Source organism: Promicromonospora sp. NFX87 (assembly GCF_048564965.1).
Lineage (GTDB): Bacteria > Actinomycetota > Actinomycetes > Actinomycetales > Cellulomonadaceae > Promicromonospora.
Genome location: NZ_CP183413.1, coordinates 4,162,136 through 4,183,987, shown reverse-complemented (window position 1 = coordinate 4,183,987; position 21,852 = coordinate 4,162,136). Strand labels below are relative to the sequence as shown.

Below are 21,852 nucleotides of genomic sequence, written 5' to 3'. Positions count from 1 at the left end.
TCTGAAGATCCTCCGGGCCGGCACGGACCCGCCTGACGAGACCGCAACGGTTCGTGCACGACGCCGGACCTGTGGAACGTCGATCCGTGCACAGGTGGCTCGATACGCCCTGCCGGGCGGCCCCTGCCGTGACCAAGGTTGGTCACGGAGGTGGACGCGATGGCGAAGAAGGACGGCGTAGGCCGGTACGGCGAGCGCGTAGCGCTGAGGCACGTGGTGTCGCGCGGCTGGCAGGTGCTCGACACCAACTGGCGCGGCAAGGACGGGGAGCTGGACATCGTCGCGCTCGACGGTGACGTGCTCGTGGTGATCGAGGTCAAGACCCGGTCGGGCCACGGGTTCGGGCATCCGGCCGAGGCGGTCACTCCGCGGAAGCTGGCGCGGATCAAGCGGCTGACCGGACAGTGGCTCACCGCGTTCCGGGAGCGGCTCGCGGCGGCACGACTGGCCGAGGAGGGCATCGTGGGCAGTCCGGTGCCGGGGAGCCCGGTGCCGGTGCTGCCGGACGTGCGCACCCGCTTCGGGGCTATCCGGATCGACGTGGTCGCGGTGACGCTGCAGGAGCAGGGGTGCGCCGTCGTCGAGCACCTCGAGTCGGTGGCCTGATGGGGACGGCGACGACCCGAGGGGTCTCGCTCGTCGGGATGCAGGGGCACGTGGTGGAGGTACAGGCCCACCTCGCGGCGTCCGTCCCCGGGTTCACGCTGGTCGGCCTGCCGGACGCCGCCCTGAGCGAGTCCCGCGACCGGGTCCGGGCAGCCGTGACCAGCACGGGGCTGCAGTGGCCCGTCAAGAAGATCACGGTCAACCTGTCGCCCGCGTCGCTGCGCAAGCAGGGCAGCGCGTACGACCTGGCGATCGCCGTGGCGATCCTGGCGGGAGCCGAGGGGCCCACGTCAGCGGGTCTGCGGCGCGACGGCCTGGACCGGGTGGTGCACCTGGGTGAGCTCGGGCTCGACGGGCGGCTCCAACCCGTGCGCGGGGTGCTGCCGGCGGTGGCGGCGGCGGTGGGCGCCGGGTATCCGGACGTCGTGGTGGCGGCCGGGGACCTCGACGAGGCCCGGCTGGTGCCGGGCGCCCGCGTGGTGGGCGCCGCGAGCCTGGCCGAGGTGGTGGCGCTGCACGGCGGGCCGCCCGAGCTGGTGCGCGAGGTGGTGACCGTACGGCCGACCCGCACCGCGCTGGCCGCCCGCGTGCCGGGCGACCTGGCCGACGTCCTGGGACAGGAGCGTCCGCGTGCGGCCCTCAAGGTGGCGGCCGCGGGCGGTCATCACCTGCTGCTGGTCGGGCCGCCGGGAGTATGTGCTTAAGTGTTCATGTGGTGGCGTCCGACGCAGCGGGGCGCTGACCGGGGGTGTTGGCTGAGGCGGTTGGTCCTGCTGGGCCGATCGCCGTCCCCGCAGTGGGAGGCCTGAGGTCGTTCGCGGGTGCGACGTTCAGCCTGGACTGCGGCGATATCGAACTATTCACCTGATCCGGTAGTGCCGGTCGTCGAGGACGTACTCGATTCTCAGCTCGGAGCCGACGGCGCGCAGATGTTGGCGTAAGTCTCCGATCCTGACGTCATCGAGGTCGCCACGTTCGATCTTGGACGCCAGCCGTTGTCCGGTGTCTGTCCGTCGTTCCGGCTGAACTCGGCGATCGGTTCTGCGCCCTGTGGCGGCAGCAGGTCGGTGCGTTGCGTCAGTGCTGCCTTTGGCCCGGGGGAGTCGATCTGTCGGGGTTCCCAAAGTGTCTCGGCGTGCAGCGGTGGAGGCAGCGATTGTGGCTCCGGTACGGATGGCTTCGATCGGGATCGGGCGGAGTGCGACCGCGGCTACGGCGGCAGCCCTGGAGCTGGCCAGGTGTTGAGCGTGCGTCGTCGTGGGGTGGCACCGGGCGACGCGCCGTGAGGTATGCGGCGCTCTGTTGTTCGTGAGGGGCTCGGTCGCAGTTGCCGGGATACCAGGGGACGGAACAACATGTCGATCCGCGTCATTCGTGAACCTCGCGATCTCCGACGCGCTCACTGACCTGGGTTCGATCCGAGCCACCCGCATCCTGTCAGTGTGCCTTCGGTCATCGCGTGGGACGCGTTCGGGGCTGAGACGGCCCGGCCGGGTGGTTGATCTACTGGCGACGTCACCTCGCTGGGCGGACGCGCCGCCAGCGGCCTGCCACAGCACGTCGACTGGAGGCCGACATGGTCCGGCACGGTCCGGCACCGGCCCGGACAGCCGACCCGGTAGCGTCGCCGCGTCGTCGGGGTGCAGGCGCACGCGTGCCTCTTACCGATCGCCAGCCCGCACGAAGGTGTCATTGCCCCGACCTTTGAGTCTCGACACCACATCACCGGCCGAGAACCGGCCGTGGTACCGGCGTACGTTTGCGCCATGAGCGACGACCTAGGGCCGTGGGGCCCGTGTCCGGTGTGCTTTCAGAAGATCAACGACGTCTGGCCGCACCACAGCGGCGATGGCTATGTAACCAGCTGCTCGCATCATGTCCGGAGAGCAACCGAGTCTGGAGACTTCAAATGCGAGCCATATCGTCGGGCATAGCCGACCAACCCCGACGCGCCAGGAAGCTCCATATCGACACGGCTCGGCAGCTTTTCGTGAGCCGATCGCTGCATAGGCTTGCAGGCAAGCAACGCGCCCCAGACAGGACGAGCAGGTCGGACGATCGCCTCATGCCGAGTACTCATGAGTGATCTGAACCATGCCCACAGGGGGTACGTCTACCAGGACCTCTTGGCTGCGACGGAAGCCGTGGACGTCATCCTCGGCCGCGTCGAGCGCCTCTGGTGCGACACACGCTTGTGCGGTGAGTACGACCGATTCGACGACCTAACGGTCGAGTGGGTTGACGGTCGCCGCGCCCGGCGCCAAGTCAAGCACCAGGTGGACCCTCGCGAACTCGACGTCGACACGTTCGCCCGCTCCGCCCGATCCTTGCTTCTCAGTGAGGTGCTGCGCGGCATCAAAGCGGACATGGTCGCCAATCCTGAGGTTGCAGCCGCGACGTCGTACACGGTCTACCTGCGTGACACCGACCCGACCGATGCGGTCCTCACCACCGTGCTGGTGCCAGCCGAACCCGACCCGGGTCCGTCTGTTGCAGGAACATCCACGACGAGATATCAGTTCGACCCAAACGCCTTGTGGGCAGGCGTGCACCGTCCCGGGGCGGGAAGCCGTGCGGCCGGGGATGCATGGGACTTCTTGCGAGCACCAGCCACCAGGGCTGGCGCCGAACCCGCAGACTTCGTCGAGCTCACCTTCACCCGCGAAGAGATCACACATCTCTGTGAGCGGCTGATAGTCGAAGTCAACGCGCCCGCCATGTCGAGCGACTTCGCAGAGCCAGGGCCCCTCGAGAACCTGCTTCTCCGGCGACTGCGTTCCGAGATTGGTGTAGGTGAGTACCCCAACGAGAACCGCCTACCCGAGGACGTGGCCGCTCTGCTGGTCGCTGCCGCGGCGAAAGCGAGAGCCTCACACGAGCCACTGACGCGAGCCGAGTTGCTCCGCGCACTGTCGTTGAGGACCGACTACGGCAGCGTGAGCCGACGAAGTCCCGCAGTGGCCGGGCAGCAGGTAGGGCGGGCCGGCGCTGTTGCCGCTCTTCGCGCTGCCATCGAAGCATCTGCTCGGGTCGGCGGCCATGTGATTGCGCAGGCGCCGCCCGGGCAGGGGAAGTCGTGGGTTGCCGACCAACTGCGGGCGTCGCTCCTGGACGACACATGGACAGTGGCCGAACATTACTGCTTCCTCAACGACTCAGAGGACGAGCGCGACGACCGAGTCGCTACTGAGCGGATCTTCGGATCGCTGATGGAACGGGTGGCTTCTAATCATCCGGACCTAGCTTCGGAGCAGCGACCGATCTTCAGCGCTGACGAGCAGACCCTGATGCGTCTGGTGTCCGCGGTGGCCAGCCAGCCCGGGCATTCGGTAGCCCTGATCGTGGACGGTCTGGATCACGTGACCAGAGTTCGCGGCACCAAGCCTGGAGCGTTGTCCGCCTCGCACGCCCTGGCGGCGCAGATAGCGGCGCTGGAACTGCCCTCTGGTTGTGTGGTCGTTGTGTTGAGTCAGCCGGGCGAGCATCTGGCGCCGTTGGTCGCAGCAGGCGCAATCGCCGTGTCGATTCCCCCGATGGACCAAGGTGAGATGGGCGCGTTGGTTGACCGGTTGGGAATCTTCGGAGCAGCCGAGAACACCGGAGAGCGCGCCGAGGACGGCAGCGAACCTCCAGAGGCCCAGGATCACATCGCAGCCGTCGCTCACCCCCCTGAGCGTTTACAAGTCACCCCAGAAGTAGGAGAGCCCGCGGGGAACCCCGGTGGCGCTGTCGCCATGCCGTCGCAGCCGGGCGAGTCCGAGCGCCGAAGAGTGGTGGAGGCTATCTTTCAGCGCTCGGGCGGCAACCCGCTCTACGCGACGTACCTGGCCCGCGAGTTGATGCGCCCAGACCGCGCCGCATTGGACATGACGTCGGGGCCAGCCGCCGACGTGCTTGCGGCCATCCCACCCTACGACGGCGACCTTGAGCACTATTACGCACACCTGGCAGAGCTGCTCGACGACGTCGGGCAGGCGGCGGCAGACACGCTCACCCTGGTGGACTTCCCGCTGACCGAGGATGAATTGAAGGCGATCCAACCTGGCCAGGGGCACCGGATTGCAAAGGCGCTGAGGGTGCTGGAGCCCGTGTTGCGGACCTCTGCACGCGGGTTCGCCGTCTACCACGAGTCGTTTGCACGGTTTCTCCGCCGGGAGTTGGATGCCGATCCAGAGGCACTGATTGCGCGGATCGATGCAGTCACCACGTGGCTAGAATCCCTTGGGCTTCTCGAGGATGAGCGCGCTTTCGAGTCTATGCCGCCGCTGCTGGCCGCCGCGCACCGCTACAAGGACGTACTCGCTATCGTCGACGGGGCGTTCGCTGCACAAGCAGTCGGGGCCGGCTTCCCTCCGTCGGCGATCCGCGCCAACTTGGCCGTCGCGATCCGGTGTGCCCAACGCACGGGCGACTGGCCAGCGGTGGTGCGTGCGCTGGAACTCATGCGAGGCGTTGAGACCTACGAGCAGGAGCGTCTCGCTGACCTGGACATCCGGTTCCTAGACGTGCGACTAGCACTATTCGGGGGGCAGCAACTGGTCGATCGCATGCTGCGCAACGGCCTAATCACAATGCCAGCTGAGGCAGGGTTGTTGCTCTGCGCCGAGTTGGACCGGGCCGGTATCGCGCCGCCGTGGCGACAGTACCTGCACGCGTGGAGGGATCGCCGGGACGCTGAGTCCCGCCGGGATGGCGATGAGGTCGACGCTGCGAGACTGCGCGGGCGGCTGCGGTTGCTCATGATCGAGGGTGTCCCGGTGAGTGCGACCTCGAACGAGCGTCGTCAGACCGCCGAGCCTGGTCGAATCGACGAGCAGTCCGACGTGGAGCGCCTTCTCGCCCTAGCTCGGGCGTGGTGCGAGGCAGATCCGTCGCTTGGCCGGTGCCGCGTCGCCGTAGAGACGGTCAGCGAAGTCCTCGGCATCGAGGCTGCGGCTGTCATGGTGGAGGACGGCAAGGCCAAGGGCGCCTTCCTGCTGGCACTCGCCGAACAGGTAAAGGCACTAGGCGACGAAATCGAGGTGGCTCCGCACGGCTCGGCCGCGGGATGGGCAACTCAAGCATATGAGGAGGGTTGCCTCCGGGTTGGTCGCATCAGGCGCGGGAGCTCGGCGCAGAGACGGGCCCAGCGCCCTCGTCGCCGGGCGTGCCGAGTGGCACCGAGGCTGCTGTGGCCAAGGAAGACAGGGATCTGCAAGCGGTGTTGGCGGCAGTCGAGGCTGCGCTCCAACAGCACAGCCCGCGGAGCTGCGGGGTGTTTCTTGACGCATTGGAACGTTGCCGGACACAGCCAGTTGCTCTGGATGCCGTTATCGCAATGCTCGATGGCGAGGGCTGGTACCGATGCTGGCTTCGTTTCTGCGTCGACCTCGTACGAGCAGAGGTGTATGCGCCAGATGAGGCCAGCTCGCGAGCAATGGTGGCCCTGGCTCGACTGGCTGAGGACACGCAGCCCTTCACGGGCAAGCCCCGAGCCATGGACCTGTATCAGGAGATGGGTGTCATCTGGTCGACGGTCGCGAGGGCCGTACGGCTGTTAGACACAGACAACTGGACACGCGGCATCAAGCTGTTGCTCGACGTCGGGCGGAGTGTCACGACGAGCATGGACGGCGAGATGGGGGTGCCGCTGCCCCCGGACAGGGCACTGTCATTGGCTTTCGACACCGCGCCCCACGAGCACCTTCCCTTCCTCGGCGAGCAGATTCGCGCCGAGATCGAACTGTCAGCGGGGCGGTACTACAGCGACATCGCGGAGTTCCACTTGCTCGACGCCCAGGTCCAGTTGCGCCGGGCAGATGTCGCTGCGGAGCGCTCGGATGCTCGGGAGCGTGACCCCGAGGCCGAGCAGGCCCGTCAAGAGGCGATACGAGCGTGGAAATCGGCGTGCAGCGCATTGCTTGGCTACGGATGGCACAAAGACATCACAGTCTTCGAGGTGCTCGACCCTTTGGAGAGCCTGACCGCGCTCGATCCGGTCCGCGGACTTGAGCGGATGGTCAACGCCTATGACCTGGCATACAGAGCCTGGCGTCACAGCGACGGCCGCGAGACTAGGCACGCTCCACTGCGGTGGTGGGCGATGCTCGCGGCAGCCGACCCAGTCGCACACGCCGAGAACTCCTTGCAGCACGGCCTTGCCTCGCGCGGTGAGCGAACACGCTGGGAGAAGATGCGCCAAGACCTATGGACAGAACATGCGCTGTCCGCTGACCCGGTGCTCGCCGTCCTCGCGTCAGCAACGCTGCCGGATGCACCTCGCACCAACATCTACGAAGCGGCGCTGCGGCGTTTCACCGCGGACCAGTCCGAACCTGACAACAAGGCGCTCCGCGACGCGATCCTGCAGCGCGCACTGACTCGAGGTGACGAGGCAGTTGGTTCGTCACGAGACAGCGAGTCGACGGCGTACGAGGCGATCGTCGCCTCGCTGAACGCGATGGCGACCGAACTGGGCTTTAGACGGCTCGGTGGACAAATCGACGTCCCAGCGCAGAGTTCAGCATCAGACGCAGCCTTCGACCCAGACATGTCGCCGAGTCAGGGCTCTGGCGCTACCGACCAGGAGCGCGAGGATCAGGAGGCCGGTGACGCCGCGCTGGAGGAGGTCAGCCGTCTGGCCGAGAACGCACCTGGAGGAGCGGCCGGGGTCGCAGTCTTGACCCGCACCTGGCGACGCACTGGGGCCGGTGCCGGCCGCGGCACTACTCGTCGCGCGGTCGTGGACGCATACGCCGACGCAATCGGCGCCCGCTTGAAAGGCATGCTCGATGAGGGTCGGTCTGCCGAGGCCGCCGCAGCCCTCGAGGCACTTTCCGAGGTGACCTCACTCTACGATGCGCATCTGCTGCTGGCCCGCATCGGCGATGGGTTCACGGACGTTCCAGATCTCTCTGGGCCGGCACGAGCCGCGGAAGATGCTGTGCAGGACGGGCCACCGATGTCACACGTGATGCGGGAGATGGCTGCCCGCGCGCTCGCCCTCTCATGGACTCAGGCGCGAGGGGACGGCGGTTGGCTGGCGTTTGGCGGTAGCGAGCACATGGAGTTGCTGAGCAGGGCGACAGCGATCGCGCCGCAAGTGGCGTCCGAAGCGGTCGGGATCGCTGTCGAGCGTCGCCTTAACGGGCAACAGACAATGGGCGTGACCAGGGCTCTGATCGAGGCTGTCAGCGTCGGAGCGCTCAAGGTGCTCGCTCATCCCGATGGGCACGAGTCGCCCGGTGAGCACGACAAGCCCAGCGATGACGAGACGCCTGTCGGGCGCAATTCGATCGATGCTGCGTTCGCCGTGTGGGACGAGGCCTTCGCGGTCATCTCGGGTCGGGTCCCGCCGACATCTGGCGAGGAACCTGGTGAGTACTACGACGGCGTCCGGCATGAATCGCCCGCTGCGGAGCCAGCCATCTCGGCACAGGATTACGCGTTCGTGCTCGCCACCTTCGCTGGACTCTCACACCCGGGGCGAGAGCACCTGCGACGAACGATGATTGCCCTCGAAGACCTAGCAACGCTGCGGCCGGCGCTGTTCGCACTCGGGCTGGCGAAGGCTCTGGCCTCGATGACGGGAGCGGCGATTCCGGTGCTGCTGCTGACGATGGTCGAGCGGGTGGCAGCGCGGGACCCGTCGCTGCTTGAGCACTCCACCGACGAGCTCAGAAGTCTTCTGAGCTCCGACTACCTCGCTGTGCGCGCGCTGGCACGCCGCTTGCTTAGGCTCCTGACCGACGCGAAGCTGCCCGAGCCGATCTCGGACCCGAACGGCTTCCCCGATGCAGGTACAGGACCGGGCGATGCGAGCCTGCGCTGGTCGAAGGCCATCGAGGTGTACCGACGAGCACCGTTCCGCCCACAAACCGTGGACGAGCAAGTCGACGGGTTCGCGCCCGCGGTAGTAGAACTAATCGCGCGTGAGATGGACGACGAGCAATTCACTGACGAATGGCAAAGGGCCGCCAGAGACATGGGCAATCGGGAGTGGCCCGATGCTGTCCTGCTCGACCAGCATGCCGCTGAGGAGGCGCTGCAGCGCGCTGCCGGCGCCATTCGGGGCCACCTCGCTTCCCATGGAACTTTCGTCACGAACGCGGTCGGTTGGGAGGACGGGTTAGGTGAGTTCCTGAAACTAACCCCCGTGCCAGAGATGTTCGAGCGAGGACGGATCCCGCGTCCCACGCTGCCGATGCCGTCGGTGAGGATCGAGCCGACAGCGCAACCGGCCGATTCTGAGGCGGATCGATCAGTCGATGAGGGACACCAACCCAACCCGTGGCTGGTGCCTACGTCGGAGGCTGGCGAACCATATGCCGGTTGGTTCGTCCTGGCGTACTGCGAACTGCGCCGTTCCAGCGCGAAGCAAGGCCACGCCAAGCGGGACGAGCGTTCGTACATTGAAGCCGGTGTCGAGGTAGACCTCGCGACATTGGACGAGCCAGATTGGGGCCAGCCATTAAACGAAGTGGCGCTCGGGCAGTGGCTGTATCCGGAACGACGGGCCGAGGGAAGTGGCAGCCGGATTCGGTTGGCGGCCACGACACATCCTGTCGGCCCATTCGTCGACGACCTTGCCAGGCTCGGCCTGCCACTGATGCTCGCTCCGACGGCGGAGCTCGTCCAAGTGCTCGACCTGGCCGGTATCCCGCTCGACGGAGCCGAGATGGTCATGAGTGACGCAACCGGCCCCGCCCTCGCGCATGTGGTGTGGCGGGCTTCCTATCGGCACAGCGACTACTACATGTCCTACCCGCGGTTGGAAGGTGCGGCGTTGTTGCTCAGGCCGGACTTGGTGCAGCGCCTGAAGGACTTGTGGGGAGACCGGCTGACGTGGCGGTCGTGGTCAGAGATTGCAGCCGACTAGGCCGGGGAGCTGGACTTCGCTACGAGCTCGACACCGACGGGTTGGCCGGCTACACGATCTACTTCACCGAGTAGAGCCCGACCAGCCGGTGCCCCTTCGCCGAGTGAGACGACGGTGACTAGCTCCTCGGCGGTCGAGTACGGCGCCAGCGGCCGGCGTCCTTCTCTGCGAGGTCCGCGATCAGCAGGCTCCCGAGCTTGGCCCGGACTTCGGGGATGCTCAGGCCTGCCACGGTCGCAACAGATTCGATGGGCGCTGCCTGGCGGACGGGCAGAGCGTCGAGCACCCGGCGGGCAACCTGGTCGAGGCCATCCTCTGCCCGCGCTTCCACGACCCGTTCCGGGACAGCGTCGGTCGTCAGGTCACCGGCGAGTTCGGCCGCTTCGGCGGCGTCGGTCACGCACACTGCGGCTCCTGAGCGGAGCAGGTCGTGGCACCCGGCGGACGCCATCGACGTCACCGGTCCGGGGACGGCCCCTACGGGCCGGGCTAGGCCGGTCGCGTGGTTCGCGGTCGACAGTGCCCCGGACCGTCGCGCGGCCTCCACGACGACGGTCGCCCGGCCGAGCGCGGCGATGACCCGGTTTCGGGCCAGGAACCGCTGCCGGAACGGCACCGACCCGGGCGGCACTTCCGAGACCACGGCACCGTTTTCGAGGGCGGCCTCCATCAGTCGGCTGTTTGCCGCGGGGTAGAGCCGGTCGACGCTCGAGGCGAGGAGCACAATCGTGTTCCCGCGCACGGCGAGCGTGGCACGGTGCGCCGCGGCGTCGATCCCGTACGCGCCGCCGGAGACGACGGTGAACCTCCGCTCGGCCAGCCCGCATGCGAGGTCGCGGGTGACGGCTTCCCCGTATCCGGTGGAGGCGCGGGACCCGACCAGCGAGACCGACCGTCGCGTCAGTGCGGCCAAGTCCGCCTGGCCGCGGACCCACAACGCGAACGGTGCTGAGGGTCCGAGGTCTTCCAGCCCGGCTGGCCAACGGGGGTCGCCGGGCACGAGCAGCGTCCCGCCGAGCCGGTCCAGCAGCTCCAGGTCTTTGATCGGGTTGAGGCTCTCCAGGCGCTGCGCCCACCGCCGAGCCCCCGCCATGAGCACACCGGCAGGTGACGCTGGCCTGGCGTCGTCGGGCGCCAGGGACCGGGCCACCTGCTGTCCGGGTTCCAGTCGGGCCAGCTCCCGGGCGGCGTCGCCAGGCGCACCGACGGCCTGGGCCAGCCACTCCAGGGCGGGTCCTGCTCCCAGTGCGTCGACCAGGGCCCCGGCGACGGTGTCGGCTGGTTCGGCGAGCCTGCTCCATGCTGCCCGCGCGATTCGGTCGTCCCCGGGGTCGAAGGTGAACCGGGGCAGGTTGAAGAGCATCTCAGCCACGGGGACCACCTCGCAGCGCGATGGCCTCGCTGACCTCGTCCGTCCCGGGGGAGTCCAAGCCGCCCAGGTCGGCCATCGTCCAGGCGACGCGCAGCACCCGGTCAACGCCCCGCAGGCTCAGCCGCCCGGACGACAACGCGGCCGCGATGATCTGGTCGATCTTCCCGCCCGTGGGGATCCGCTCACGCAGCCATGCTCCGGAGACCTCGGTGTTGGTCGTCCACCCCGTCCCTCGCAACCGCTGTCTGGCGGCTTCTCGGGCGGCCAGCACCCGCTGGGCGACGACCACCGTCGGCTCTCCCGGGCCGCTGGCTCGTTCGACCGGGTCGACGGGCAGCACGTCGACCTGCAGGTCGACCCGGTCCAGCAGCGGACCGGACAACCGGCCCAGGTAGCGTCGTCGCATCGTCGGGGTGCAGGTGCACGCCAGGCCCTTGCCGATTGCCATCCCGCACGGGCAGGGGTTGGCCGCGAGGACCATCTGGAAACGGGCTGGGTACCGGGCGGTGCCGCCTGCCCGGTGCACCATGATCTCGCCCTGCTCCAGTGGCTGGCGCAGCGTCTCTAGGACACGCGGTTGGAACTCGGCGGCCTCGTCCAGGAACAGCACGCCGCGGTGCGCCCGCGTCGCCGCCCCGGGACGTGGCATCCCGCTGCCGCCCCCGACGACTGCGGCGACTGTCGCGGTGTGGTGCGGGTCTTCGTACGGGGGCCGGCGGATCAGTCCGCCGGCCGGGTCGAACGACCCCACCACCGAGTGCACTGCGGTCACCTCGACTGCTTCCGCCTCGGTCAGGTCGGGGAGGATCCCGGGCAGGCGTGAGGCCATCATGGTCTTGCCGGACCCGGGCGCGCCGACCAGGAAGAGGTGATGTCCCCCGGCCGCCGCGATCTCCAGCGCCCGGCGAGCGTCGGGCTGCCCGACGACGTCGGCCAGGTCACCCGGTTCCCGGACGAACCCACCTGAGCGCGTGCGTCGCACCGGCTCGATCGCCTGCATGATCGAGGCGTCGCCGCCGTGTAGCGCCACGACCTCGGCCAGGCTCGCCGCACCGACCACTCGGGCACCGGGCACCAGCCGCGCCTCGTCGACGTCCGCGGACGCCACGACCACCCGCTCGTACCCCGCCTCCACGGCGGCGGCTACGGCGGGTAGGACACCGCGCACCGGATGAACTCGGCCGTCCAGCCCGAGCTCGCCCAGGTGCACCACACGCTCCAACCCGCTTGCGGGCAGCTGTCCTGCCCCGGCGAGCACGGCAACGGCGATGGCCAGGTCGTAACCGCTGCCCTGCTTGCGCAGGGCCGCAGGGGAGAGGTTCACGGTGATCTTGCGCACCGGCCACGCCAATCCCGACGAGGTGACTGCGGCCCGTACCCGGTCCCGGGACTCCGCCAGCGCGGCATCGGGCAGTCCGACCAGGGAGAACCCCGGGACCGAGGCAGCCAGGTGCGCCTGTACCTCCACCACGTGGCCCCGCAGCCCGATCAAGGACACCGCGAGCGTCGTCGCGATCCCCACTCAGACCACCGCCCCGAGGCGCCCGACGAGCGGAACGCCCGCTTCTGACACCCTCCTCGCGACGACGTCGCCGTCGACCGCGACGTTGTCCATCGCGCTCCCGCGCCCGCGGTGCCAGGCCGCGGCCGGCACCGTCCAGCTCTGCTCGCGCACACACGCGAACTTCTGCCTGTACTTCGCTACGGCGTCCTTCGCTCGCATCCGTACCACCTCCGCACCCAGCCTGAGGTGCGACGGACCCGCTGTGCCCGTGACGAACCGGACTCTGTGGAGGAACGGGGTTTTCCACAGGACCGCGTCCCCGTCTCTCCCGCAGGATCTCTTGGCGCGGGTCTATCTCCGCAGGGACCAGTTCACCTTCAGGCCCCGAGACGGGTGGGCCCAGTCCTCGGTCATGAGACTGCCGCGCGATGCAGTGCCGCGGCGCGGCAGCGGGTGTCGGGCAGTTGTGCATACCAATGTCCGACCGCGATGTCGGTGTCCTCGTCTACCGTGGGAGCCGGATCGTGAGCGAAGTAGGAGGTCATGCGTGGTCGACGACGGCGAGGTAACGGAGATGGCAGGTGTCCCGACTGTCGACACTTCGCATACTCCCCGCGGTGAGCGGGCTGCTCGCGCACTGGTAGATGCCGTTGCCGCCGGAGACGATCGACTTGAGAACTACAGTCTTGAGATCAAGGGCACCCTCGACCTGACTGGCGCTCGTGACCGTGCCAAGCTCGCCAAGTTCATCCTTGGTGCGGCCAACCGCATGCCTGACAAGGCTGCGAAGGCGTTCGGCGGGTATGCGGTCATGGTTATCGGCGTCATGGACGGCCAGGTCGTCGGCGCTTCGCCGGTGGAGAACCTCGACATCGAGAAGGCGGTGACGCCGTACATCGGTGCTGACGGCCCGGCATGGGAGCTGATCCGGGTCCGTGTCTCGTCGGGGAACGACGTGCTCTTGTTGATCGTGGACCCGCCGCAATGGGGTCAGCCGCCGTTCCCGTGTTACAAAGACGGCGAGGGGCTCGTCGACGGCGACGTGTACGTGCGCACCGATGGGGAGACACGCAAGGCGAAATCGGGTGAGATCAAGGAGCTGTCACGGCGGGCCACCGTGGGTGCCAGCGTCGCGGTGGGCTTCGATGTGGATGTCGTCGGCGAGGTGATCCCGGTCGTGGTCGACACCGATGCGACGCTGGAGGCCTACCTCGCGGCCGAGACACGCCGGCTGCGCGGTCCGCTGCCTGTCCGCGCCCGCGAAACGACCGGAGCGGACGGCGCGGTTGGCGAATCACCCGGGCGTCGCCGTCGAGTCGTCATCCCGGAGGGTATGCTCGAGAACCTGGCGAACTTGCCTGAAGATGAGTTTGCACGGCGGCACCAGTCTGGACTTGAGGCGGCTGCTCGGGCCGCTCGTCGCACCGAGAAGTTCGCCGAGCAGGCCGCCGGTGCGCTCGGCCTCTTCATGGAGCCGGAGTCCCGCTCGGAGGGCGAGTACCGGGCCGAGGTCTCCGATTGGCGGACGCGGTTCCGAGCTGCCTGGCCTGAAGCGAGGGAGCAGCTCCTTGGTATGCGGCTTGCCGCTGTCGCGCCGCGGGTGGTGAATCGCGAAGAGGTCTTTTTGCACGATGTCGAGCTCGTCGTGCACCTGGAGGGCGACGTCCGCGGTGTCGAGGCGGACCCTGACCACGACAGCGAGCCGCACCTTCATAGGCTCGGCCTGCCACGTTCCCCACGGAAGTGGGGGCCGAAGCAGAGCGACCTCATGCGCAACATCGCTGCGGTCGGGCCCTTCCCGGTGATGCCGACGATGGGACCGTACGTGCCCCAGCCACGGATGCTGAACTGGGACAACACGGGATCAGTCACGCTCACCTTCGAGATCGGAGATCTTCGGCCCCGCGCCACGCACGTCTGTCCAGACAGCGACCTGATCCTGGTAGTCGACGATCCGTCCCACGAACCGATCCGCGGCACGTGGGAGATCACCGCCCGCGGTCACCACAAGGTCTACGCGGGGGAGCTCTCGGTCCCGATCGGTGCAGCCGTGGACCTGACACCCGAGTTCATGAGCATCCTCGGCCTCCACGACCGCGAGGACGGGGATTGATGGGCGAGCTGGCACATGTGGCGCTCCAGACGACGATCCGACCCCCGCGCGCGGTGATCTTGTTCCGCGGTGACGCGAACTGGCATGAGTGGGCACGACTGGCGCTGATGGCGGCGAGTCACACTTGGGCCGGGGCGGGCCACCTTCTCGTGCCCTACGACGCCGACGGAAACGTCAGCGACCGGATGCTGCCTGCGGTCGAGTCATTCGATCCGGACCACGTTCTCCTGCTGACCCCGACGCGGCGGGAGTGGGACCGCATCGCACCAGGGTCACTCCTGGCCGCCGGGCCCGACGGCCAGCAGCTCACACCCGAACAGGTGACGAGCGTGCTCACTGGTTTCGACGGTCAGCAGCCCCATGAGGATCTGGCTGGTGTGCGTGCTCAAGAACGCTTGGCGAACTGGTGCTCGCCGTTCTGGAGGCTGCTGCAGGGTGCCGACGGTCACGAGGCGCGACACCAGCATCGTTCGACGATCTGCGCCGACGGCAGGTCGGGGGTGGTCCCCGTGCCTGCCAGCTTGGTTACGAAGTCCATGGTCACCCCGGAATGGGCCTCTGCCTGCGTCGCAGTTCCTCGGCACTGGAAGTCCGATGCAGCGCTCGTGCTTGGCGGCCTGTGGGGAGTGCGGGAGGTCGACGACGACTTTGCTGAGCTCGACAGTCGCACCATGCTCCGAGACGTCCTCAGAGCGCCGGAGGTCCGTGTGGTCGATCCCGCGCTGTCGGCGGGGTTGCCCCTAGCTTCGGCTGTCTCGTTGTTCGACGTCATGGACCGCGACGTGACCGTCCTTGAGATGAGCCATCTCGGCCACAAGGGAGCCGTCGTGGTCGGCGACAGCGTCGAGGACTTCGCGCTCGCGCAGGCGTGTCGTGTGATGCAAGGGTTCGGGCTCTGGTTGCCGACCTCCCTGCTTGAAGACGAGGAGGCCTTCCTTGGCGCCGTAGTCCCGATGATCCAAGATTGCCACTCTCCGTACCAGATCGAGGAACAACTGCCCCGATACGCGACGACGTCGCTGGACGACGCCGTCGTCGATGAGTATCTCCGCCGCATCGACGAGATCGTCACAGGTCCCTACCCGGACGCTGCTCCGGGAAACCACGTCGCGCGCACGAGCCTGCCCAAGTTCAGCGGCGGACGGCGCACGCGTGGCTTCCCCAACGACTTCAACGTGCCGTCGATAGGGGCAGTCGAGGCCGACGGCCACGGCACGTTGACGATGACGACCCCATATGTGCTCCCGACGCCCAGCGTCGGAGGGTACTTCGGGACTCCCGTTCCCGCATGGATCGTCGACGTGGCCTTCGACGACGCGACCGCACCCGCAGGCCGTCCGATCGGACCCGACGCACTGGCTGTGCCGGCCCGAACAGGGCGCGAGCTGGTCCGCAGCAGCCGTGGCGGCACCTCCGTCGTCGCAGCCTCGTTCGGCATGTTTACGGGCGGCAACGTACTGCAGAACCGCCTCGCACGTCCCCGGCTCATCAGCCCTGGTATGAGGGCCTGGACGGGGGCTATGGCAGCCGAGAGACAGTTGCAGGTCCGCACCTCGCCAGCTGGCGCCAAGGCCGAGCTGGTCGCGCGCCGACTTGGCGGACGCGACTTCCTGATCGACCTCCTGAGCGGTCCGATGCACCCCGCGCTCGTGCTCTTCGCTGACGACGGCGAATCTCGCAACCAGCGGCAGAAGCGCCTTGAGGTGATGACGGCCGAAGAACGTGCGCTGCAGCCCCGATGGCTCGACGGTGTGCCCTACCCGAGCGCTGAGGCGATGCGCCACGCCGCAGGACACGTATCGGTGACGCAGGTCGTGGAGCTCCTGGACCGACTGACGCATGCCGATCTGGTGCGGCGCGGGCTCATCACGTCGTGCGACGACTGCCAGCGAGGCTCATTTGTCGCCGTGGATCGCCTCGGTCGGGTCTATGAGTGTCCTCGCTGCGGGGCTGAGAACCTCCTTGCCTCCGCGCGTTGGCGCTCGGGCGCAGAACCCACGTGGTACTTCGATCTGAACACCGCCTTCCGGCAGCTCCTGTCCGAACACGGCGACGTCCCCCTGCTCGCGGCCCACCAGCTCAGGACGACCGCTCGCCGCTATGCCGACGTGGGCGAGCTGGAGTTCCTTCGCGATGGCGGCCCGATCGCCGAGATCGATCTGGTCGCTCACGTCGATGGATCGGTCGTCGTGGTCGAAGCGAAGGCGAGCGCGGACCTCGGCGAGCAGAAGTCCGGCACGACGGCACAGAAGAGCGCCGCCAAGATTGCTGACGTTGCCCGCACCGTGCGCGCCGACCGCGTCGTCTTGGCGACCACGCAGGAGTCGTGGAAGGAACGCGACATCCCGCTCCTTGAAAGCGCACTGCGTCAACGCTTCCATCCTTACCCGGCACCATCGGTCGAAGTGCTGGTTGGGCTGGCACCGGTACGGGTTGCGTTACCGCGGCTGCACGAACCTCGTCCGATTCGAGGGCGAGGACGTCGACAGGTTCGGTCCTACCGATCGGCGGGGTCATGACACGCGACCCAATCCATCAGTCTCCTGAGGTGCCCGTCGCGCGCTCACGCAACATCTCGATGTAGTTCGGGCGGAGCACCCGCCGAGCGCGCGGGCGCTTGCCGCTGTTGATGTCGCGGACGTACCTGGCCAGGTGCGCCGGGTTCTTTCCGGACCAGCCGTGGGCGAGTGTCCAGCCTTGCATCGCGTCGGCGTCCAGCGGCACCCCCGCACCGTGCAGTGCCAGCAGGACGCTGACCACCTGGTCCTTCTCGAAGCCGGCCGCGATCGTGTTGTTGTGGTTGACCGTGAGCGTCAGCCCCTTGAGCGCCTCGACGGCGACCGGGTCGATGTCGGGGGACATGCTCTGCCAGTCCGAGCCGTCGCCGAGAATCTCCGGTCTCATCGAGGTTACCCACGGGCGGATATGGTCTGGTACCCATGTGATGACGCACAGGGCCGTGATGCCGTGGCCGTAGCGGACCAGCTTGCCGATGTCGTCCAGGTCTGGCCAGGCCATGAGGACGGGGCCCGTGCCCGCTGGCGTTCCGCCGCCGCGGCCGGTGATGTGCTTGACATCGCGGTAGCGCTGTACGAACCGCTCGAGCTCGGCGCAGTTCTCGAGGTTCGACTTCAGCGACGTCCATACGGAGATCGTGTCGCCATCCTCGAGGCGCTCGACGGACCAGTTGATCGCGGCGGTCACGCCGTCGTCATCGTAGCTGGCGACGGCGGTCGGGTAGTCGGTGTCCCGGTCGAACATGCTTCTCCCTCGGGGATGCGCGTGGGAGGCCCACGCTAGCGGGGGTCACCGACACAGACTCCGACACAAGTAGGACAAGTAGGAGGAGGCCAAGGACGTCCCGCTCATCTGACGGCGGCCGCCACAAGAGTCACCAGGCCTTCGGTCAGCCCGCAGACTCGGTGCCTCGGCGGAGTGTCACGTGGAGCATGCCGTTCTTGGGTGGGAGGTTGGCAACGATGCCGATCGTCTTCAGGTGCTCCAGAATCGTGTGGTGCGCTGGCGTGTCAGCGAATTTAGGCCGGTCCCAGCCTTTGTCAGCGATCACGGAGTACGGTTTGCCGAGGCTGCGCAGGACCTGGCGGAGGTCGTCGGCTGTGTACTGGCCCACGCCCTTTGCGAGCAGTTCGACCACGGACCGCGTACTGGCGCCTCGCTGGTGTATCTGCTGAAGGAACCCGGCCGACGGACGGTATTCGCCCCTCAACGCCGAGTCGGCCACTGCTTGGTACGCATCTCGGCTGACGTTCTCAAGCTTCGAGAGGCAGTTGGTCACCGCCAGCTTGACCTTGTTGGAGTTGATGGTGCTCCTCATGAGCGGGGCGACGAAGCCTGCCGGCAGCGTGTCGGGGCCTGTGAACGTGGAGAAGTTCTGGGACTGGCAGATGGCGTGCTCGAGAGTCGGCCAATCGTTCATGAGGCGGCTGCTGAAGGCTTCTTCGTCGTCCTGGATCAGGTCCTCGGCGATGAGCTGTCCGATGAGTTGGCCGGTCTCTGGTTCGATCGCGTCAGTCGACAGGCAGCCCGGTTTTAAGGAGAGCGCGAGGTCGATCCGTCCTTGAACGTCGGGCAGCTCGCTGCCGGCGTTGATCAGCGTCGTGGCCAGATCCTGGCGAACGGCCTCATCGTCAGGCACGCCGGTGATCGCCTCGACAGAGGCGAGGAGTGTGGCGAGATGGACATCGACGTCCCCTTCCCACTCGATGTAGGCGGCGATGTTCTCGAAGGTGGCTGGCGTGCGCAGTTCTCGGACGAGGGCCGGCCAGGCGAGCACCGGTACCTTCCGGAGGTTGTCGACCCTGCAGTCAGCGCTGGCGCGCGAAACGAAGCGGTCGAAGTCCTGGCGGCTCCACGCATCCTTTCCTCGTAGGGCTTCCACGAAGACTTCCTGCGAGGTGGCGGTGAAGGTCGTCTCGGGGGACTGGTCGACCGCATCCACGTAGTCGGCGATGTTCGTGAGAGCGTGCTCGTAGACCACCGAGGCTGGTCGCAGGTTGTCGAGAGCGATGTTCCTGGTCCGCGCGACGCGCTGAAGGTTGGCGGCGGTCACTTGATACGAAAGGGTCTGGGCCAGCGCGGTGCAAGTCTCGTCCGAAAGGTTGGTCAGATCGGGAAGGACGGCTCCAGTGTCGACGACGAGCTGCACGGCACGGGTGCTGAGCTTCTCGTTCCCGGGCTGGGTCAGTGAGGAGAGCCCGAGGTAGGACTCCTCCACGAACTCCCGGACAGGATCGTTCAGGTCGTAGGAGAGCTTCGTGTGGCGGCACGTCAGTGCCACGTCGAAGAGTTCGACGCGTGCGCTGTGTTCGATCGGCGCCTCGGACGCGAGGTAGATGAAGATCGTCGGCATGACAGGTGCGAGCTGCTTGATGAGTTCGTTTCTTGCGCCGCCGGCGCCCATGTAGTGGTCGATGAAGGTGCGCTCGGCGGACTCGTTCGCGGCCAGTAGTCCCGCCACGACGCGAGCGTCCTCGGGCCGTGCCTGTAGCAGGTGGTCGAGGATGGACACGTTGTACATGCTGCGATCACTCAGCACTGTCTTGCCCTGCTCCTCGAGCAGAGTGTCGACGTCCTCCGGATCGAGCGGGTAGTCCGCGTCGGCGGTGCCCTGGTCTACGTTCCGCATGATGTAGGTCATGGCCGCAGGCCGGATCAGCTGGCCGTAGAACGTGGAGACATGCAGGGGGAAGTACGAGGTGATGTACCCGTGGATCACCAGGTCGGCGGCCAGACGTGAAGGCGACAGGTGCTCCACCCATGCGCGGAAGGTTCGTTCGACTCCCTCCTCATCGTCTGCGTACGTGAACTCCGGGCGCTGGACGAGCTCGGCCCACGTGTGACGTCTGCTCAGGAAGGAGATCCTCTCCTTGTGGGACGTGATAGACGTGGCGTACCGCGCTGTGGATCTCGCGGCCGGCGCGTCCAGGTCGAGCGAGTCACCGAGCAGCGTCCGCAGCGCGTCCCGCGAGAGGGTCATGTGCTGATTGTTGTACCCCCTGTTGACGGAGAGGGTTACGGGAGGGTCGTTGGTGGCTAGACCTCGCCAGAACTCGGGCGTTCGGATCTTGTCGTCGCTGACGGCTTTCCCACCGAGGTAGATCTCACGCCTGACGAATGCGGTACCGGGCGCGTTGACGAGAACGTCGATGCACGCCCGAAGCCGATCTCCAAGGCTCGCGGCCCTCTCTTGGAGGCCCGTCTGACTGTCGATGCGCTGCTGCAGGCGAACGGTCTCCGCACGGGACGTCGTGAGCGTCTTCGCGACGAGATCGCGCCAGACATCGTGCAGTGCGTCGAGCGTGCTAGTCCCGAGACGGATGGCCTCGAAGTCCGCTGCGTGCGTGTTCTTGAACAGCACGATCGCGAAGAGTCGATCGTGATCGAGCTCGGGCACCGGGTTCGGCGGGTCGATCAAGCGGTTCTTGAAGACCTCATACTCGTTGACGACGTTGTGAATAAGGCGCATGTCGGCGACGTGGCGTGCGGCGACGTCCAGGAGGTTGCGAGAGATGGTGTGTCCGCGCTCGTCAAGAAGCTGGCGCATCAGGTCGCGCGCGTTCTTGTGAGTGATGAACGGCACGATCGGGATGATCAGGTCGAAGAACTTGGTCCGGTTGGCCCGGACGAGCTCGTCGCGGGCGTCGTCATCGGTCGAGACCTCGTCGCGGCCCAGCTTCTCGAACACCGAGTCGCACACCGCGTAGATGAATCTGATGTCACGTCTCTTGAGCTGCTTGGCTGCGTTGAGCAGACCGTTCAGAGAATGCAACGCCTCGAAAATGCTCGGGTCGTTGAAGCGGTCAAGATCCTCGAAGATGACGATGTCACGACGCCCGTGAGTCTCGAAGAAGTAGATGATCTCATCGAGATACTCGTCGAAGTAGCTCGTTGAGCGCGGCGGAAGGGTGATCGTCGCAGGTCCGGCGGTGACCTTCTCAATCCCGAGTCTGCCCTGCCGGAGAAGCCGGACTGTGAGGGCGAGCGTCGCGACGATCGCGACGATCGCCGCGTAGCCGGCCGTGGTACGGAGCCAGCCGGGCGGCGCAGGCGTGCTGCCCTCGGAACCCGGCAAGACGGTGGCATCGAGACCGCTGGCGATCATGACCACGAGCGCTGCCAGGCCGATGGCCATGGCGAGCCCGACTTCACGCACCCGTCTGAACCGGGCTATGCGACGAAAGCGCGAGTCGGGAACATCGGACGGGTTCTGCTGGTACAGAAGCTGCTTGACGATCTCCTTCTGAATCCGGTTCGTCGTCGTCACGGCTGCCGGATTCCGGTCGTCGGCGACGGCGGCGTTCTCGTCCTTCTCGCCAAGCGTCAACAGTGAGATCTCGATGACGCGCTTGGGATGCGTCGATGCGAGTTCGCGCAGCACGCTGCTCTTTCCCGCGCCGTACGTGCCGGCCAGAGCGATATTCCGGACGGCATCGTCCTTCAGTGCGGTCTTCAGCAGTCCAAGGTAGGTGCCGTGGTTTGCTTCGGATTAGCGGGGCGCTAGGCTCGTCAACTTCGGTACGCGAACGTCTGAGCCCGACTCGGCATCACGCTTCATACCGCGACGCTACTCGCAGATACGGACAAGCTCCCGCGTTGCGGACCGCGTTCGGACAGGTTCACCCTTCCGGAGCATCGCCGTTCGGGGAGTCCCGCCCGTGTGGTGGGACGGAGCCCGTGCTTGAGCGGCTCTGATGCACATGTGATGCGCACAGCGATTTGCCTCGTCGTGTGCGGATCGCAGGGCCTGGTGTCACCAGATCGATTCGCACACCACCGGGAGCATGAACTTAAGTGTTCATGTGGTGGCGTCCGACGCAGCGGGGCGCTGACCTGAAGTGTTGGCTGAGACGGTTGGTCCTGCTGAGCCGATCGCTGTCCCC

General features: G+C 67.1%; 11 protein-coding genes. 6 read left to right on the top strand and 5 right to left on the bottom strand.

What is annotated here, in order from left to right; genetic code table 11:
- Nucleotides 1-159 precede the first annotated feature (159 nt).
- The 4 genes from ACNYC2_RS18735 to ACNYC2_RS18720 all read left to right on the top strand — a co-directional run bounded on the left by ACNYC2_RS18735 (nucleotide 160) and on the right by ACNYC2_RS18720 (nucleotide 9,463).
- Nucleotides 160-606, top strand: coding sequence for a YraN family protein (locus ACNYC2_RS18735; RefSeq protein WP_419703239.1), 447 nt, complete (start codon nucleotides 160-162; stop codon nucleotides 604-606).
- Entirely contained in the window at nucleotides 606-1,310 is a 705-nt protein-coding gene (locus ACNYC2_RS18730) for a magnesium chelatase domain-containing protein (RefSeq protein ID WP_419703238.1), read from the top strand. The genes ACNYC2_RS18735 and ACNYC2_RS18730 overlap by 1 nt, the downstream gene beginning before the upstream one ends.
- 1,374 nt (nucleotides 1,311-2,684) lie before the next feature.
- Nucleotides 2,685-6,146 (top strand): hypothetical protein, encoded by a 3,462-nt coding sequence (locus ACNYC2_RS18725; protein ID WP_419703237.1) that lies wholly within the window; start codon nucleotides 2,685-2,687, stop codon nucleotides 6,144-6,146.
- Nucleotides 6,083-9,463: a hypothetical protein gene (locus ACNYC2_RS18720; RefSeq protein ID WP_419703236.1), complete on the top strand. Its 3,381-nt coding sequence runs from the start codon at nucleotides 6,083-6,085 to the stop codon at nucleotides 9,461-9,463. The genes ACNYC2_RS18725 and ACNYC2_RS18720 overlap by 64 nt, the downstream gene beginning before the upstream one ends.
- A gap of 118 nt (nucleotides 9,464-9,581) precedes the next feature.
- Here the strand turns inward: ACNYC2_RS18720 and dprA are convergent, their stop codons facing one another.
- From dprA to ACNYC2_RS18705, 3 genes are read right to left on the bottom strand one after another with little or no spacing between them, the layout of a single operon-like run.
- Nucleotides 9,582-10,826 (bottom strand): DNA-processing protein DprA, encoded by a 1,245-nt coding sequence (gene dprA / locus ACNYC2_RS18715; RefSeq protein WP_419707859.1) that lies wholly within the window; start codon nucleotides 10,824-10,826, stop codon nucleotides 9,582-9,584.
- A gap of 1 nt (nucleotide 10,827) precedes the next feature.
- Nucleotides 10,828-12,357 (bottom strand): YifB family Mg chelatase-like AAA ATPase, encoded by a 1,530-nt coding sequence (locus tag ACNYC2_RS18710; protein ID WP_419703235.1) that lies wholly within the window; start codon nucleotides 12,355-12,357, stop codon nucleotides 10,828-10,830.
- Nucleotides 12,358-12,558: a hypothetical protein gene (locus tag ACNYC2_RS18705; protein ID WP_419703234.1), complete on the bottom strand. Its 201-nt coding sequence runs from the start codon at nucleotides 12,556-12,558 to the stop codon at nucleotides 12,358-12,360. It abuts the gene before it with no gap.
- A 328-nt stretch (nucleotides 12,559-12,886) separates the two neighbouring features.
- On the opposite strand from ACNYC2_RS18705, the gene ACNYC2_RS18700 reads away from it, so the two are divergent.
- Both ACNYC2_RS18700 and ACNYC2_RS18695 read left to right on the top strand, forming a co-directional pair.
- Nucleotides 12,887-14,452, top strand: a complete 1,566-nt coding sequence (locus tag ACNYC2_RS18700) for a hypothetical protein (protein WP_419703233.1) — start codon at nucleotides 12,887-12,889, stop codon at nucleotides 14,450-14,452.
- The gene (locus ACNYC2_RS18695; protein ID WP_419703232.1) at nucleotides 14,452-16,971 is read left to right on the top strand and encodes a hypothetical protein; all 2,520 of its coding nucleotides are present in this window, start codon (nucleotides 14,452-14,454) and stop codon (nucleotides 16,969-16,971) included. Before ACNYC2_RS18700 ends, ACNYC2_RS18695 begins: the two co-directional genes overlap by 1 nt.
- 16 nt (nucleotides 16,972-16,987) lie before the next feature.
- On the opposite strand, the gene ACNYC2_RS18690 is transcribed toward ACNYC2_RS18695, so the two are convergent.
- Nucleotides 16,988-17,713 carry a hypothetical protein gene (locus ACNYC2_RS18690; RefSeq protein WP_419703231.1) on the bottom strand — a complete coding sequence of 242 codons (726 nt, stop codon included), beginning with the start codon at nucleotides 17,711-17,713 and terminating at the stop codon, nucleotides 16,988-16,990.
- A 145-nt stretch (nucleotides 17,714-17,858) separates the two neighbouring features.
- Complete coding sequence (locus tag ACNYC2_RS18685; protein WP_419707858.1) at nucleotides 17,859-21,425, bottom strand: hypothetical protein; 3,567 nt, start codon at nucleotides 21,423-21,425, stop codon at nucleotides 17,859-17,861.
- Nucleotides 21,426-21,852: the final 427 nt, after the last annotated feature.

Coding starts and splice junctions, on each gene's coding strand:
- ACNYC2_RS18735 (WP_419703239.1), top strand. CDS start 160: ATGGCGAAGAAGGACGGCGTAGGCCGGTACGGCGAGCGCGTAGCGCTG.
- ACNYC2_RS18730 (WP_419703238.1), top strand. CDS start 606: ATGGGGACGGCGACGACCCGAGGGGTCTCGCTCGTCGGGATGCAGGGG.
- dprA (WP_419707859.1), bottom strand. CDS start 10,826: ATGCTCTTCAACCTGCCCCGGTTCACCTTCGACCCCGGGGACGACCGA.
- ACNYC2_RS18725 (WP_419703237.1), top strand. CDS start 2,685: ATGAGTGATCTGAACCATGCCCACAGGGGGTACGTCTACCAGGACCTC.
- ACNYC2_RS18695 (WP_419703232.1), top strand. CDS start 14,452: ATGGGCGAGCTGGCACATGTGGCGCTCCAGACGACGATCCGACCCCCG.
- ACNYC2_RS18720 (WP_419703236.1), top strand. CDS start 6,083: ATGGACCTGTATCAGGAGATGGGTGTCATCTGGTCGACGGTCGCGAGG.
- ACNYC2_RS18690 (WP_419703231.1), bottom strand. CDS start 17,713: ATGTTCGACCGGGACACCGACTACCCGACCGCCGTCGCCAGCTACGAT.
- ACNYC2_RS18705 (WP_419703234.1), bottom strand. CDS start 12,558: ATGCGAGCGAAGGACGCCGTAGCGAAGTACAGGCAGAAGTTCGCGTGT.